At 63.5% G+C, this 18,231-nt stretch carries 2 protein-coding genes; both read right to left on the reverse strand.

Annotation, left to right across the window (positions count from 1 at the left end):
• Nucleotides 1–12,725, reverse strand: a 12,725-nt coding sequence (locus YA0848_RS21140) for a non-ribosomal peptide synthase/polyketide synthase (RefSeq protein WP_332874086.1), incomplete at its 3' end; no start/stop codon positions are given.
• A gap of 10 nt (nucleotides 12,726–12,735) precedes the next feature.
• Nucleotides 12,736–18,231: non-ribosomal peptide synthetase (locus YA0848_RS21145; protein ID WP_198731402.1), on the reverse strand; the 5,496-nt coding region annotated here is incomplete at its 5' end.

Genomic DNA, 18,231 nt, shown 5'->3' on the forward strand with positions numbered 1-18,231 from the left:
TCGTAACTCGACTCGCCCAGCACCAGGGTTTCCAAGCCATGCGGAATCGGCAACTGGCCGAGCAAAGGCGCTTGGGTCAGCAACAATTGCACGCCGCTGTCGTCGAGCATGTAGGCCAGGCGTTCGCGTGGGTAGTCGGGGTCCAGCGGCACATAGGCGCCGCCGGCTTTGAGCACCGCAAGCAGGCCGATGACCATGTCGAAGGAGCGCTCCACGGCCAGGCCCACACGCACATCCGGGCCGACACCAGCCTCGATCAAGCGATGGGCCAGGCGGTTGGCGCGGCGGTTGAGCTCGGCGTAGTCGATACGTTGCTCGGCAAACACCAGGGCCGTGGCCTGCGGCTGGCGCTCGGCTTGGGCTTCGATCAGGTGATGCACCCATTGGTTTTGCGGGTAGTCGCGGGCGGTGGCGTTCCAGGCATACACCGTGGTGTGACGCTCAGCGGCAGTCACCGACGGCAAGTCGGCCAAACGTGTATGTACCGGGTTTGCCAAGGCCAGCAACAAATGGCTGAAGTGCGTAGCCAGGCGTTGGATATCCGCGTCACTGAAGGCTTGCCGGCTGTAATTGAACTCCATCCCCAGAGTCTGCCCGACGCCCAGCAGCACCGTCAGCGGATAGTGGGTCTGTTCCAGATTCTGCACTGGGCCAAACTGCAGCCCCGTAGGCGAGCCCTGCTCCAAGGCTTCGGACACCGGGTAGTTCTCGAACACCAGGATGCTGTCGAACAGCGCCTCGCCGCCTAAACCAGCCCAGCGTTGTACGTCGAACAACGGGGTATGTTCCTGCTCGCGCAACCTGAGATTTTGCGCCTGGATCTGCTGCAGCCATTGGCCGATCGACATTTGCGGGTCCGGGGTAGCCACCACCGGCAGGGTGTTGATGAACAACCCGACCAACTGCTCGATTCCCTGCAATTGCGCCGGACGCCCCGCCACCGTGGCGCCAAAGGCCACAGTCGCCTGGCCAGTCTGGCGCGCCAACAGCAGCAGCCACGCGCTTTGCACCAGCGTGTTGAGCGTGACTTTGTGGCCCTGGGCAAAAGCTTTCAAGCGCTGGGTCTGCGCCGGTTCGAAGTTAAGTGTGTGTTCACCGTTGGCCATCGGCAGCCCATTAAGGCCAGTCGACGCGCCACGGGCCAGGCGTGTGGGTTCTTGCAACGCGGCCAGCTGGGTTTTCCAGAATCCTTCGCTGGCGACTTTGTCCTGGCCCTGCAACCAACCGATGTAATCACGGTAACGTCCGAGCGCCGGACGCAAAGGCTCCCCGGCATAGTGTTGCAGCACCTCGCCAAACAGCTGCGAACCGCTCCAGCCATCCATCAGGATGTGATGATGGGTGTAGATCAAATGATGATTGGACGGCCCGGTACGCACCAGCACCAAATTCAGCAATGGCGCCTGTTCCAGGGCAAAGCCCTGGGCGCGTTGCGTAGCAGCCAGACCATCAAGCGCGGCGGCGCGATCCTCACGCCCCTGCCAATCGTGCTCCACCACTGTCACGTGTAAATGCTTGTAGACCACCTGCAATGGCTGGTTCAACTCAGCCTGCCAGAGGAAGCCACTGCGCAGCACCTCGTGGCGGTCCACCGCCGCTTGCCAGGCGCGCTCAAAACGCGGCACATCCAGACCGCGCACATCCACGCGCATCTGATTGATGTAGTCCCCCGAGCCCTCACTGTACAAGGACTGGAACAACAGACCCTGCTGCATCGGTGACAACGGATACAGGTCCTCGACCTCTGCCAACACCAGCGGCAACGTGTCCAATTGCGCCTGAGTCAGCCCGGCCAATGGAAAGTCCGACGGCGTCACGCCGCGATTGATCGGCAGGCAACAGTGCTCAATAAGCGCCTTGAGCTCCTCGGCATAATCATCCGCCAAGCGTTGCACGGTGGCCTCGTCGAACATCTCGCGGCTGAAACTCCAGCTCAAGCTCAGCTCGCCGCCGTACACCTGGCCGTTGATTTCCAACCAGTTGCCCAGTGGCGCGTCGAGGCTTTGATCGGCACCGGCAGCATCGCCCGACGGTGCAAACAGACTGCCTTGGCCGGCGTCGTCGAAACTGCCGTCGAACTGGCCCAGGTAGTTGAAGGTGATGCGCGGACGTGGCAGTTGGCTCAATGCTTGCTGCGCAGCATGATCGCCCAGGTAGCGCAGCGCGCCGAAGCCCAGGCCCTTGTCAGGAATTGCGCGCAGTTGCTCCTTGATGCCTTTGAGCGAATCCGCCAGGCTCGGCGCCGGCACCAGTTGCAGCGGGTAGAGGCTGGTGAACCAGCCGACCGTGCGCGTCAGGTCAATGTCATCGAACACGTCTTCGCGGCCATGGCCTTCCAGCCTGATCAGCATCGACGGGGTTCCCGTCCAGCGCACCATCACCCGGGCCAGGGCCGTCAGCAACAGATCGTTGATCTGGGTGCGGTAGGCGCTTGGGGCTTCCTGCAGTAACTGTCGGGTCCAGCGTTGGTCGAGGTGGGTCGTTACATTCAAGGCATGGCGGTTACTGAGGCTGGCCTGTGGGTTCGCTCCAGGCAGGCCGTCCGGGCTGGCGTGCAACTGCTGTTGCCACCAGGCCAGTTCCTGTTGCAACGCAGCACTGCCGGCATACCGGCGCAGCCGCTCAGCCCAGGCGCGAATCGAACTGGTTTTGGTCGGCAGTACCGCGCGGCCGTCCTGGGCAATCTGGCGGTAAGCCGTTTGCAAATCTTCCAGCAGGATGCGCCACGAAACACCGTCCACCACCAAGTGATGAATCACCAGCAGCAAGCGTTGCGAGCCGTCGGCCAGGTCCGCCAGCACCACACGTAACAGCGGGCCTGTACCCAGGTCGAGACTGCTATGGGCCTGTTCGCCCAGCGCTGCCAACGCCTCGGTATCGTTCACCTGGACGTGCCACAGTACTTGCTCGGCCTGATGCTGCGCGGCATCGCGATAGGCAGCGCTCCAACCGCTCGCCCCGTGGACGAACGCACTGCGCAAGGCGTCATGGTGCACGATCAACGCCTGCAAGGCGGCCCCCAGTATGGTCGGCTGCAACGGCTGGTGCGGGCGCAGGACCACAGACTGGTTCCAGTGATGACGCTGAGGGATCTGATCGGCAAAAAAGGCCTGTTGGATCGGTAGCAGCGCCAGCTCGCCGGTCAAGGCGGACTGATCGAGCACCACCGCGCCCTCGCCTTGACGAGCTACCGCCGCGAGGCTTTGCACGGTCTGGTGCTGGAACAAATCCTTGGGCGTGAAGCGAATACCAGCCTGCCGCGCGCGGCTGACCACCTGGATCGAAATGATCGAGTCGCCCCCCAGCTCAAAGAAGTTGTCGTTCACCCCCACCTGGGGCAAGCGCAACACCTCGGCCCAGATCGCGGCGATCTGTTGTTCCAGCTCGGTTTCGGGCGCCACGTAGGTCTGCTGCATCAGGCTCGCGTCCGGCGCCGGCAGGCCCTTGCGGTCGAGCTTGCCGTTGGGGGTCAGCGGCATCTGCGCCAGGAACATAAAGTGCGTAGGCACCATGTAGTCCGGCAGGCGGGTTTTCAGGGCGCGGCGCAGGCTGTCGCGCAGCGCGCCGTCGTCGGTGGCGCGGGCCGGCACCACGTAGGCCACCAGTTGCTTACCGGACGGGCCGTCGTGGGCCACCACCACGGTTTCGCCAACGTTGTCCTGCTCGCGCAGACGCGCTTCGATCTCGCCCAGTTCGATACGGAAGCCGCGGATTTTCACTTGGTGGTCGACCCGCCCGAGATAATCCACTACACCATCCGCACGCCCGCGGGTCAGGTCGCCGCTGCGGTACACGCGGCTGCCGGGTTTGCCGAACGGGTCCGGCACAAAGCGTTCGGCGGTCAGTGCCGGGCGCTCCAGATAACCCCGCGCCACGCCCTCGCCGCCCAGGTACAACTCACCGGCCACGCCGATGGGTTGCAGGTTGAGCTGCGCGTCCAGTACGTAGCCGCTGCGGTTGCCCAACAAGGTGCCGATCGGCGCGTACACCGCGCCGCATGGGTCGCCGCGTCGCGCTTTCCATAGCAATGGCGTGACCACGGTTTCGGTCGGGCCATAGCCGTTGAACAGGTACGTCGGCTTCAGCGCGCGCCAGGCCAGGTCATAACTGGCCTGGGCCACCGCATCGCCGCCAAAGCAGTACACGCGCACATTCGGCGGGTTGCCGTCGCGCTCGGCATGCTCGGCCAGTTGTTGCAGGTACACCGGCGGGAACACCGCCATGGTCACGTGGTGACGGTGCATCTGTTCGTAGGTGTACTCGGGCAGCCACAGGCTGTCGTCGCGGATGAGCACACTGGCGCCGTTGATCAGCGGGTGCATCCAGCCTTCGTGGGAACCGTCGAAGGCGAACGACATAAAGTGCAGTTCGCAGTCGGTCGGGCCGGTTTCGTAGCGTTCGCCGGTGGCGATGATATGCGCCACCAACGGGCCGTGGGCCACCGCCACGCCTTTGGGCATGCCGGTGGAGCCGGAGGTGTAGATCACGTAGGCGAGGTTGGCGCCGTCCAGTGCGACGTTGGGGGCGGTGTCGCGGTGGTCGGACCAGAGCGGTGTGTGATCAATTGCAAGGACATGCAGGCCATCCGGGATCGGCAAGCGCGGCTGCACCGTCGAATGCGTCAGCAGCAACTGAGCGCAGCTGTCCTCCAACATATACAGCAGCCGATCACGCGGATATTCGATATCCAGCGGCACATACACGCCGCCAGCCTTCATGACCGCCAGGAACGCCACCATGATCTCGGCACTGCGCGGCATGGCGATAGCCACGCGAACCTCCGCGCCAACCCCACGGGCAATCAACGCATGGGCCAGGCGGTTGGCCTGGCGGTCCAGCTCGCCGTAGGTCAGGGTTTGGGTGTCGAACTTCACCGCCACGGCGTCGGGGGTTTCCTGGGCGCGGTCGGCGAACAACTCGTGCACCAGGCGCTGGGCCGAGAAGCCGGCATCGCTGCGGTCCCATAGGTGCAGAATGTGCTGTTGCTCCGCGTCATCCAGCAATTTCAACTGGCCGATGCTCTGCTGCGGGTCGGCCACCATTGCCTGCAACAGGTTATGCCAGTGGCGGCCCATACGTTCGATGGTGGCGGCGGTAAACAGGTCGGTGGCGTAGCCCAGAGAGGCTGCCAGCCCCTCGCTCGACTCATGCACATCCAGGTCCAGATCAAAATGTGCGGTATGACTTTCCCAGGCCAGCCCTTCGACGCGCAGCTCATGCAAGGCCGCAGTCGACATCCCCTGCCGTCGTTCGGCCTGGTGATTGAACATGACTTGGAATAACGGGTTCAGACTGAGGCTGCGCTCCGGCTGCAGCGCTTCGACCAATTGCTCGAAGGGCAGGTCCTGATGGGCCTGTGCTCCCAGGGCACGCTCTTTCACCTGGGCCAACAATTGGCGCACGCTGACGTGACCATCGATCTCGGCCTTGAGCACCTGGGTGTTGACGAAGAAACCAATCAGACGCTCGGTTTCCACACGGTTGCGGTTGGCAATCGGCACGCCAACGCGAATGTCCTGTTGGCCACTGTAGCGGTGCAACAGAACCTGGAACGAGGCCAGCAACAGCATGAACAGCGTTACACCTTCGCGCTGGGCCAGGGCTTTGAGGTCGACCAACAGCGACGTGGGTATTTCTATGTGCGAACGCGCGCCGCGATGGCTCTGCTCCGCCGGGCGCTGATAATCGAACGGCAGCTCCAGCACCGGTTGCTCACCGCCGAGCAGCTCGCGCCAGTAGCTCAGCTGACGCGCCTTCTCGCCCGCCTCCATCCACTGGCGTTGCCACATCGCGTAATCGGCATATTGAATCGGCAGTGGCGGCAGTCGCACCTCTTGACCTTGGCTAAAGGCGGCGTAGACCTGCACCAATTCCTCGACCATCACCTGCATCGACCAACCGTCGGAGACGATATGGTGCTGCACCAGCACCAGTACGTGATCATCCTCGGCCAGGCGCAGCAGATCCACGCGCAGCAGCGGCCCTTGCTCCAGATCGAAGGTCAGGGCGATTTTCGCTTCCACACACGTCTGCAGATCAGCTTCCTGGACATTACTGTGACTGATGACCACCGGCGCAGGCTCGCGCACGACTTGCACGGTGCCATCGCTGCCGTGGCGCAGCACGGTGCGCAGACTCTCATGACGGGCCACCAGATGATCAAAGCTGCGTTGCAGCGCGCCAATGTCCAACGGCCCCTTCAGGCGCAGCACACTCGGCACGTGGTAGGCGCGGCTGTCCGGGTCCAACTGCCAGAGGAACCACTGGCGCTCCTGGGCATATGACAGCGGTACCTCACCGTCACGCGGCAACGCAACCAGCGCCGGCGCGCGCCCTTGGTCGGCCCTCGCGCAGGCGGGTAACGCTGCGACGAAACCTTGCAGGCGCGGCTGCTCGAACAGCAATTTGAGCGGCACCTCAAGGGCCAACGCCTGGCGAAGACGCGAGGTCACCTGCATGGCCAGCAACGAGTGCCCGCCCAGCTCGAAGAAGTGATCCGTCAGCCCGACCCGTGCCACCCCCAGAATATCGGCCCAGATCGCTGCCACTTGTTGCTCGACGGCGCTGACCGGTGCCACCCAGGTCGGCTGCGAAAGATGCGCGTCAGGCTTGGGCAGGGCTTGGCGATCCAGCTTGCCATTGAGGTTCAACGGCAAGCGGTCAAGAAAGACCAGGTGCGCCGGCACCATGTAATCCGGCAGTTGTTCACGCAATACCGCCTTGAGGGTTTCACCCAGCGCCGCAGTCTCCTGCTGATCCGCCACCAGGTACGCGAGCAGTAGGTTATCGACGGCCAGCACCACCGCTTCGCGGACATTGGCCTGGGCCAGCAGCAACGTCTCGATCTCACCCAATTCGATACGGAAGCCACGAATCTTGACTTGATGATCGACACGCCCGACGTATTCGATCACGCCGTCGGCACGATAACGGGCTAGGTCACCGGTGCGGTACAGGCGTTCGCCAGCGTCAGCGAACGGATTGGCGACAAAACGCTCGGCCGTCAACCCTGCACGATTCAAATACCCACGAGCCAGGCCGCAGGCGCTGCCGATATACAACTCGCCCACCGCCCCCAGGGGTGCGAGGTTGAGATCGCGGTCCAGGACATACAGGGCGCGCCCTGGCAACGAGCGGCCAATAGGGCTGGCGGTAGCGCTCAGGGCTTCATCCGCTGCGCTGCAATCCAGCACACTGGACACCACCGTCGCCTCGGTCGGCCCATAGGTATTGAGCAGACGCACATGGCCCAGGCCAGCGCGTACCCATTGTGCGGGCCCGTCCAGCGGCATGGCTTCGCCGCCGATGTGCACTTGGCGCAAGGCACCATACGAACGGGGCCCGGCGGCCAGGCAATCAAGCACAAACAGGTGCCAATAGGCGGTCGGCAAATCGGCCAGGGTAATCCCCTGGCTCAGGATCTCGGTATACAGCCGGCCGCTGTCCCATAGCGACGCGCCACGCAGGACCACCGCCGCGCCGTGGGTCAAGGCCGGATACAGTTGCTCGACAAAACCATCGAAGTTAAGCGTGGCGAATTGCAGCACACGGTCCTGGGGCGTCAGCTGCGAATAGCCGGCGGCAATGCTCGCGAATTCGCTCAGGGCGCCATGGTCGATGGCAACGCCCTTGGGTTTGCCGGTAGAGCCGGAGGTGTAAATCACATAGGCCAGATGATCCGCGCCGATCGCCAAGGCCAAGTCTTCACCGGAGTACTCGGCCAGTCCTGCCTGGTCAATGGCCAAGGCTGCGACCCCTTCGGGAAGCACGATAGGCACGTGGGCGTGTGTCAGCACCAGACGCACACCGCTGTCTTCAAGCATGTGGGCCAGACGCTCGCGCGGGTAACTCGGGTCGAGGGGCACGTAGGCCCCGCCCGCCTTGAGCACTGCCAGCAGGCTGACCACCATGGCGAAGGAGCGCTCAACGGCAATCCCCACCAGCACTTGCGGCCCGACGCCGTGGGCCACCAGGCAATGGGCCAGGCGATTGGCCTGCAGGTTCAGTTCGGCATAGCTCAGCGATACGCCATCGAGCACCAACGCTACCGCGTGTGGGCGCTGCCGTGCCTGCGCCTCGAACAGACGCTGCACCCCGCCCGTCCAAGGCGCGGCCGGTGCGCCGGCGTTCCAGGTCTGCGTAAGACGCTGACGCTCACTGGCACCCAGCATCGGCAGGTCTGCAAGGTGTTCGTTAGGGCGTTCAACCACGGCCCGCAATACGCTTAGCCAGTGTTGCGCCATACGCTCAATCGTGGCGGCCTCGAACAGATCGGTGGCGTAGGTCAATGTCGCCCAAAGCCCATCGACGGTTTCCTGAGTATCCAGGCTCACATCGAAATGCGCGGTGTGGCTGTCCCATTCCAGAGCATCAACCTGTAGCCCCATCGCCTGCGGCGCCGCAGTGCCGCGCGCATCGATCTGATGGTTGAACATCACTTGAAACAGTGGGCTATGGCTCAGGCTGCGTTCCGGCTGCAGCGCTTCGACCAGTTGTTCGAACGGCAGGTCCTGATGCGCTTGGGCTTCCAAGGCCGCCTGCTTGACCTGCTGGAGCAGCTCGACAAACGACAGCTCGCCGCTGATGTCGGCCTTGAGGACTTGAGTGTTGACAAAAAAACCGATCAACCGCTCGGTTTCCACCCGATTGCGGTTGGCAATCGGCACGCCCACGCGAATATCCGACTGGCCGGTATAGCGATATAACAATGCCTGGAACGCAGCCAGCAACACCATAAACAGCGTCGCGCCTTGCCGTTGGGCCAGGCCCTGCAAAGCCTCCAGCAACGCGGGGTCCAACAGCCACTCCACACGCGCACCGCGGTGGCTTTGCGCCGGGGGGCGGGGATGATCGAGCGGCAAGTCCAGCACCCGTTGCTCGCCGGCCAAACGCTCACGCCAATAGGCCAACTGGCGCGCCTGCTCACCGGCCTGCAACCAGTCGCGCTGCCACACCGCATAGTCGGCATACTGAATCGGCAGCGCTGGCAACTGCGGCTCCAGGCCCAGCTTAAGCGCGGCATAGGACTGCACCAGCTCCTCGACCATCACCTGCATCGACCAGGCATCGCTGACGATGTGATGCAGCACCAGGACGAGCACATGCTGATCCGCTGCCAGTTGCAATAACCGGACGCGCAACAACGGCCCGGTGCGCAAATCGAACGGTTCGGCGATTGCCGCCTCTACCTGGGCCCTCACCACGGCCGGATCATCGGTAGCGAGGGTTTGCTCTTCGATCCGCAACGCCGCTGGTGCGGCCACGCGCTGCACGGTGCGCTCACCCTCCGTGACGAACACCGTGCGCAGGCTTTCATGGCGTGCAAGCAAGCCATCGAAACTGCGTTGCAGCGCCTGACGGTCCAGTGCGCCTTGCAGGCGCAGGGCTGCGGGGATGTGATACACCGCGCTGTGAGGCTCCAACTGCCAGAGGAACCACTGGCGCTCCTGGGCATAGGACAATGCCAGCGGTTGATCGCGCGCGCAGCGGGCAATCGGCTGCACGTCCAGCACGCTGTCGGAGAGTGCCTGCACAAAGCGCCCAAGCTCAGGCTGTTCGAACAACGCTTTGAGTGGCACATCGATTGCCAATGCCTGACGCACGCGAGACACAACGCGTGTCGCCAGCAACGAGTGCCCGCCGATTTCAAAGAAGTGATCCGACAGACCGACCTGGGCCACGCCCAGCACTTCGGCCCAGATCGCCGCCACCTGGCACTCGCGTGCGGTCACGGGTGGCACGTAATGTTTTTGCAACGCGCCAGCGTCGGGCCTTGGCAGGGCCTTGCGGTCCAGCTTGCCATTGGGGGTCAGCGGCATCCGCTCCAGCAGCACCAGATAGCTCGGCACCATGTATTCCGGCAATCGCGCGCGCAAGGCTGTCTTGAGCTGTTCCCGCAGCGCGGCCTGTTCCTGCTCGGCCAGCGGGTGGCGGGTGACCAGATAGGCAAGCAACTGCTCATGGTCAGCTATCACCACCGCTTCACGCACCATTGGCTGCTCGCGCAGGCACGCCTCGATCTCGCCCAATTCGATACGGAAACCCCGCACCTTAACCTGATGGTCGACGCGGCCGATGTACTCCACCACCCCCTGCTCGCGATAGCGCGCCAGGTCGCCGGTGCGATACAAGCGTTCGCCAGGACCGCCATACGGGTTGGGCACAAAGCGCTCGGCCGTCATGGCCGCCCGGCCGAAATAACCGCGAGCCAAACCGACGCCACCTATCAGCAGTTCACCGGGCACCGTCAGCGGGCAAGGCGTAAGCGTGTCGTTGAGGATGAACAGCGACGTATTGGCAATCGGTCGCCCTACAAACGGCACAGGCTCAAGCAACGGATAGGCGGCCGACCAGATGGTCGTCTCGGTCGGCCCGTACAGGTTCCACACCGTGCCTTGCCAGGCGAGCATGCGCTCGGCCAGGTCGGCGGGCAGCGCCTCACCACCACACAGGCATTTGATTCCGCGCAGTACGGTGCAACGTTCGCTGTCCAGCAGCATGCGCCAGGTCGATGGCGTGGCTTGCAGCACGTCGATGGTTGCGTGCTGCACCAGGTCGAGGATGGCCTCCGGGTCCAGGGACGTGTCCTTGTCGGCCAGGACCACCGTCGCGCCCACCGCCAGGGGAACGTAAAGCTCCAGGGCAAAAATATCGAAAGAGAAGGTGGTCAACGACAACAGGCGTGCTTGTGCATCAATGCCCAAGGTGTCGGCCATGCCCTGGGTGAAGCTGCTCAGCGCGGCATGGCGCACCATCACGCCCTTGGGTTTGCCGGTGGAGCCGGACGTGTAGATCACATATGCCAGGTGCTCACCACTGAGTTCGACGTCTGGGTTGACGCTGCTGTAGCGCCCATCCGCGTCTTCGTCCATCAGTAGCACCTGCTGACCGACCGCCAACGGCAACTGTTGACGCAGGCTGCCGGCCGTCAGCACAACGTGCGCGCGGCTGTCTTCGAGCATAAAGGCCAATCGATCAGGCGGGAAACCAGGGTCGAGCGGCACGTAGGCACCGCCGGCCTTCAGGGTTGCCAACAGCGCCACCGCCATCTCGACCGAGCGCTCCAAAGCCACCGCCACCAGCACGTCGGGGCCGACGCCAGCGCCGCGCAAACGGTGGGCCAGTCGATTGGCACGTCGGTTCAATTCGCCATAGCTCAGCACTTGGCCGTTACACGCCAGTGCCGTCGCATCCGGGCGCAGCCGAGCCTGGTCTTCGAACAGGGGATGCACGCCCATATCCTTGGCAAACGCCCGCTGGGTAGCGTTCCAGTCATGCACCATGTGCTGCAACTGGGCATCCTCCAGCAGCGGCAATTCACCGACACGGCGGGTGCAATCCTGGCTGACGCTGTGCAGCAAACGTTGCCAGTGTGCAAGCAGGCGCTGCATGCCGGGGGCGTCGAAAAGGTCCGTGGCATAGGTCAGGGACGCCTGAATGCCTTCGACCGATTCCTGGGTATCCAGGTTGAGATCCAATTGCGCGGTCTTGCTGTCCCACTCCAACCCCTGGACCTGCAGACCCGTTGCGCTGGCGCCGCCGCGCTGGGTATCGGTCTGGTGGTTGAACATCACCTGGAACAGCGGGTTATAACTCAGGCTACGTTCCGGCTGCAGCGCTTCGACCAGTTGCTCGAAAGGCAAGTCTTGATGGGCCTGGGCTTGCACCACGCGCTCACGAGTGTGGTGCAACAGCTCGCGAAAGCTCATCAGCCCGTCGATGTCAGCCTTGAGAATCTGTGTATTGACGAAAAAGCCGATGAGGCCCTCGGTCTCCGCGCGATTGCGGTTGGCCACCGGCACGCCGATGCGAATGTCCCCCTGACCGCTGTAGCGATACAACACCGCCTGGAATGAAGCCAGCAGCAGCATGAACAGCGTCACACCTTCGCGCTGCGCCATGGTTTTGAGACGGGTGACCAAAGCGGCATCCAGCGCCAGGTCCAGACGTGCACCGCGGTAGCTTTGTATCGCAGGCCGTGGGCGATCCATCGGCAATTCCAGCACGGGCTGCTCACCGCCCAGCAGGTTTTCCCAGTACGCGAGTTGCCGCTCGCGCTCGCCGGCTTCCATCCAGCTGCGCTGCCACAGTGCATAGTCGGCGTACTGGATTGGCAAGGCCGGTAGCTGCGGTTCGAGCCCCTGGACATGGGCGGCATACAATTGCACAAGCTCGTCGACCATGACCTGCATCGACCAGCCATCGGAGACGATGTGATGTTGCACCAGTACCAGCACATGCTCCTGCGGGGCCAGGCGCAGCAGTTTCACTCGCAGCAACGGGCCTTGCTGCAAATCGAACGGCCGGTCAATTTCGGCCTGCACCCAGTCTTTGACCTGGAATGCCTGGGCCTCGACCAAGGTGATTTCCACCCGCGCGTTTTCGACAATGACCTGCAAGGCGCTGTCACCATCGGGCTCAATGTGCGTGCGCAGGCTTTCGTGCCGGCTAACCAGAGTGTCGAAGCTGCGCTGCAAGGCTGCTACGTCCAGCTCTCCCACCAGACGCAGCGCCCGAGGCACATGGTATGCGGTGCTCTGCGGCTCCAACTGCCACAAAAACCACTGCCGCTCCTGCGCATAAGAGAGTCGAAGCGGCTCGCCTTCCTGACGCTTGAAAACCGGGGCGATCTCAAACAGGTTGATGCCTTGTTGCTTGAGCATGACCGCCAACGCTTTCTTTTGCTGCGCAGAAAGTGAACCCACCGACTCGATTAATGCTTGCACGCCACGCCCCTCAGGAAATCAATTTATCCAAATCTTCTGCTGATAGACGTTTGAGGGCCTCCAAGGATTTAGCCAATGCGTCCTGCACCGGCGAATTATTTGTTTGCTGGGCCGCGACGTAAGCACTGAAATCAGCCAGGGTGGGTGCGGTGAAGATCGACTTGACGTCGAACTCGGCGTGCAAGCGCTCGCGCAGGCGCACCACCACTTGCGTAGCCAGCAACGAATGCCCGCCCAGCTCGAAGAAGTTGTCGTGCAGGCCGACACGCTGAACGTGCAAGACCTCGGCCCAGATCGCGGCGACCTGTTGTTCGAGTTCGCTCTGGGGCGCAACGTACTCGCGGGCCATCAGGCTGGCATCGGCCTTGGGCAGCGCCTTGCGATCCAACTTGCCGTTGGGACTCAGCGGCATTTGCTCCAGCAACACCCACTGTGCCGGCACCATGTAATCCGGCAGGTGTTCGGCCAGGTGCGCACCGAGCACCTCGCGCCAGTCGTCTCCGGCATGGTGCAGCACCAGGTAACCCACCAAGTACTTGCCGTCCACCGCCAGCACCGCCGCTTCGCGGACCTGCTCGTGTTCCAGCAACCGCGCTTCGATCTCGCCCAGCTCGATGCGCAGGCCGCGCAGCTTGACCTGATGGTCGATACGTCCGGCGTATTCGATCACTCCGTCTTCGCGGTAGCGCGCCAGGTCGCCGGTGCGGTACAGGCGCTCGCCGTGCACGAACGGGTGGGCGATAAAGCGTTCGGCGGTCAATGCAGGACGGCGGTGATAACCACGGGCCAGGCCCGCGCCGCCCAGGTACAGCTCGCCCAGCACGCCGACCGGCACCGGTTCGAAATTGTCGTCAAGCAGGTAGCAGCCCAGATTGGCAATCGGACGGCCAATCGGCACCGTGTCGCGGCCTTCGTCGACGCAGGTCCAGTGGGTCACGTCGATGGCGGCTTCGGTCGGGCCATACAGGTTGTACAGCCCGGCGTGCGGCAGCTTGGCGAACACCTGCTGCTGCGCATCCACCGGCAACGCCTCACCGCTGCACACGATGCGTTGCAGGCTCCGGCAACTGGACACCGCCGCATCCTGCAAGAACGCCTGCAACATCGACGGCACAAAGTGCAGCGTGGTGACCTGTTCGGCGTTGATCAAGTGGATCAATCTGGCCGGATCGCGGTGATCGCCAGGGGCGGCAATCACCAGGCGCGAGCCGGTCATCAGCGGCCAGAAAAACTCCCACACCGACACGTCGAAACTGAACGGGGTCTTTTGCAATACGCTGTCGGCCGCGCTTAACCCGTAGGCTTCCTGCATCCATTGCAGGCGGTTGAGCAAGGCCGAATGGCGGTTGCCCGCGCCCTTGGGTTGGCCGGTGGAGCCCGAGGTATAGATCACGTACGCAAGGTTTTCGCCGTCCAGCGCGACAGCCGGGTTTTGCTCGCTGTATTGCTCGTAACTCGACTCGCCCAGCACCAGGGTTTCCAAGCCTTGCGGAATCGGCAACTGGCCGAGCAACGGCGCCTGGGTCAGCAACAATTGCACGCCGCTGTCGTCGAGCATGTAGGCCAGGCGTTCGCGTGGGTAGTCGGGGTCCAGCGGCACATAGGCGCCGCCGGCTTTGAGCACCGCAAGCAGGCCGATAACCATGTCGAAGGAGCGCTCCACGGCCAGGCCCACCCGCACATCCGGGCCGACACCGGCCTCGATCAAGCGATGGGCCAGGCGGTTGGCGCGGCGGTTGAGCTCGGCGTAGTCGATACGTTGCTCGGCAAACACCAGGGCCGTGGCCTGCGGCTGGCGTTTGGCCTGGGCTTCGATCAGGTGATGCACCCACTGGTTTTGCGGGTAGTCGCGGGCGGTGGCGTTCCACTGCTCAAGTATTTGTTGGCGCTCGGTCATGTCCAGCATGGCCAGTTCGCCAAGGCTTTGCTCACCGCCTTGGAGCATGCCACCCAGCAGGTTGGCCAGATGCCGGGCGTAGCCCTGCACCATGGGCATGGTGAAATGCGCACGGGCAAAGTTGAATTGCACCGACAGCGTTTCACCGACGTCCGCCAATACCGTCAATGGAAAACTGGTTTGTTCATGGGCCTGTGGCGCGCCAAATCGCAGACCACTGCCGCCGCCCTGCTCAAGGGCTTTGGACACCGGGTAGTTTTCGAATACCAAAATGCTGTCGAACAGCCCTTCCCCGCCTTGCCCGGCCCACCGCTGGATATCGTACAGCCCACAGTGCTCATGCTCGCGCAGGGACAAGTTCTGCGACTGCACTGCTTGCAGCCAATCGGCCACCGACGCCTGCTCATCCACCGCGCAGATGACCGGCAAGGTGTTGATAAACAATCCAACCTGTTGTTCCACCCCCACTAGTTCAGCGGGACGCCCGGATACCGTGGCGCCGAATGACACCACCGGTTGCCCGCTGTGGCGGTGTAGCAGGATCAGCCACGCCGCCTGGATCAAAGTATTGAGGGTAACCTTGTGGCTTCGCGCGAAGGATTCCAGGCGCTCAGTCAAGCCGGGGTCAAGCGTCAACTGATGCTGCCCCTGCCCCGTCTGCGACGTTGGCGGATAGGTGCCCAGGCGGGTCGGCGCTTGCAACGCGCCCACCTGTTCGCGCCAGAAGGCTTCGGTCGCCGCGCTATCGCGCTGTTGCAACCAGCCGATGTAATCGCGATAGCGCCCGGCGGTTTCGGGCACCGCGATCCCGGCATAGCGTTGCAGTACTTCACCGAACAAGCGGGAATTGCTCCAGCCATCCATCAGGATGTGGTGATGGGTGTAAATCAGTTCATGGCGCTGCTCGTCGGTGCGCACCAGCAGCAGGCGCATCAAAGGCGCGTGGGACAGGTTGAAGCCCTGCCGACGCTGGGCCTGCTGCAAATCCTGTAGAGCCTGTTCGCACTCCGGCATGGCGCGCCAGTCAAGCACCTCGACGGTCAAACGGGCCGCGCGGTACACCACCTGGCATGGCCAGTCCAATTGCCCTTCCCAGAAAAACCCGCTGCGCAGCACGTCATGCGCCTGCACCGTCGCGTCCCAGGCTTGCTGGAATCGTGGCACGTCCAGGCCATCGACGCTGACCCGGATCTGGTTGATGTAGTCGCCCGCCGCTTGCTCATAGAGGGAGTGGAACAGCATGCCCTGCTGCATGGGCGACAAGGTGTAGAGGTCTTCGATGGCATCGGCGGCCAGCGGCAGCGACTCAAGTTGCTGTTGGTTCAACCGCGCCAAGGGGAAGTCCGACGCGGTGACGCCGCTGTTGCCGGGCGTGCAGCAATGCGCGATCAACGCCGTCAGTTCGCGGCTGAATGCCACGCTCACAGCTTCGATCACCTCAGGGTCGAACATCAGCGGACTGAAGGTCCAGCCCATGTGCAACTCGCCGCCATACACTTGGCCGTTGACGGTCAACCAGTTGCTCAGTGGCGCGTCCGGGCTCTGCTCGGCACCGGCACTTTCCGACGCCGTGGCAAACAGGCCGGCCGGCTGATCGAAGCTGGCGTCAACCTGGCCCAGGTAGTTGAAAGTGATGCGCGGCACCGGCAAGCGGCTGAACGCTTGGCGCGTCGCATCATCTCCCAGATAACGCAGGGCACCGAACCCCAGACCGTTGTCTGGAATGGCACGCAGTTGCTCCTTGATCTGCTTGATGGAGTCGGCCAGGGAGTCAGCCGGCGTCAGGCGCACTGGGAACAGACTGGTGAACCACCCCAGAGTGCGACTCAGGTCGATGTCATCGAACAGGTCCTCACGTCCATGGCCTTCCAGCTGGATCAGGCTGCTGGCATGCCCGGTCCATTGGCAGATCACCCGCGCCAGGGCGGTCAGCAGCAGGTCATTGATCCGTGTGCGATAGGCCGCCGGTGCCTGTTGCAGCAATTGCCGGGTGCGTTCAGCGTCCAGTCGGCTGACCAGCGTGCGCGCCAGTCGACCTGGCCGAGCGCCGTGGGGGTCACGACACGGCAGGTCCGTGGGCATGCCATCGAGTTGCTGCAACCAGAAGTGCTTTTGCGACTGGATCGCTTCGCTGTGGGCATAGCCCTGTACGCGCTCGGCCCACGCTTTGAACGACGTCGTCTTGGCTGGTAGCGCATGCTGGCGATACAGACTTTGCAGGTCTTCAAGCACCACCCGCCAGGACACGCCATCCACCACCAAGTGGTGCATGACCAGCAGCAACCGTTGGCTGCCGTCCGGCAGATCGGCAAGCAATACACGCAGCAGCGGCCCGTTCAGTGCAAGGCTGCGCTGGGCCTCTTCACAGCGCGCCGTCAGGGCCTGGGTATCCGGCACCGTGGCGTGCCAGAGCAGTCCGCTGGCAGGCTCGGCATGCACGGCCTTCCACGCTGAACCGTGCTGACTGAAGCGCAGGCGCAGTACATCGTGGTGCAGCATCAGCGCCTGCAAGGCCGCTTCCAGGCGTGCGGCCTGCAGAGGCTGGCGCGGCGTCAAGAGCAGTGACTGGTTCCAGTGGTGCGGCTGCGGCAGGTCTCTTTCGAAGAACAACTGTTGGAACGGCAGCAGCGGCGTCTGACCCTGCACCGGCCCCTGGTCGATCACTGCCACAGCGTGCAGCTGTGCCACCCGCGCCAGGCTGCGCACGGTCTGGTGCTGGAACAGCGCCTTGGCGGTGAAATGGATGCCGGCAGCACGCGCGCGGCTGACGACCTGGATCGAGATGATCGAATCCCCGCCGCGTTCGAAGAAGTTGTCGTTGACCCCCACTTGCTCGACGCCCAGCACATCGGCCCAGATCGCGGCGATCTGTTGCTCCAATGCGCTCTGCGGGGCGATGTAGTGATGCGTCACCTCAGGTTTGGGCAACGCCTTGCGATCCAACTTGCCGTTGGGACTCAGCGGCATCTGCTCCAGCAGTACCCACTGCGCCGGCACCATGTAATCCGGCAGGTGTTCGGCCAGGTGCGCACCGAGCACCTCGCGCCAATCGTCTCCGGCATGGTGCAGCACCAGGTAACCCACCAGGTACTTGCCGTCCACCGCCAGCACCGCCGCTTCACGGACCTGCTCGTGTTCCAGCAACCGCGCTTCGATCTCGCCCAGCTCGATGCGCAGGCCGCGCAGCTTGACCTGATGGTCGATACGCCCGGCGTATTCGATCACTCCGTCTTCGCGGTAGCGCGCCAGGTCGCCGGTGCGGTACAGGCGCTCGCCGTGCACGAACGGGTGGGAGATAAAGCGTTCGGCGGTCAATGCAGGACGGCGGTGATAACCACGGGCCAGGCCCGCGCCGCCCAGGTACAGCTCGCCCAGCACGCCGACCGGCACCGGTTCGAAATTATCGTCAAGCAGGTAGCAGCCCAGATTGGCAATCGGACGGCCAATCGGCACCGTGTCGCGGCCTTCGTCGACGCAGGTCCAGTGGGTCACGTCGATGGCGGCCTCGGTCGGGCCATACAGGTTGTACAGCCCGGCGTGCGGCAGCTTGGCGAATACCTGCTGCTGCGCATCCACCGGCAACGCCTCGCCGCTGCACACGATGCGTTG

Origin of the sequence: Pseudomonas sp. S4_EA_1b, assembly GCF_016307435.1 — a bacterium.
GTDB classification, from domain to species: domain Bacteria; phylum Pseudomonadota; class Gammaproteobacteria; order Pseudomonadales; family Pseudomonadaceae; genus Aquipseudomonas; species Aquipseudomonas rhodesiae.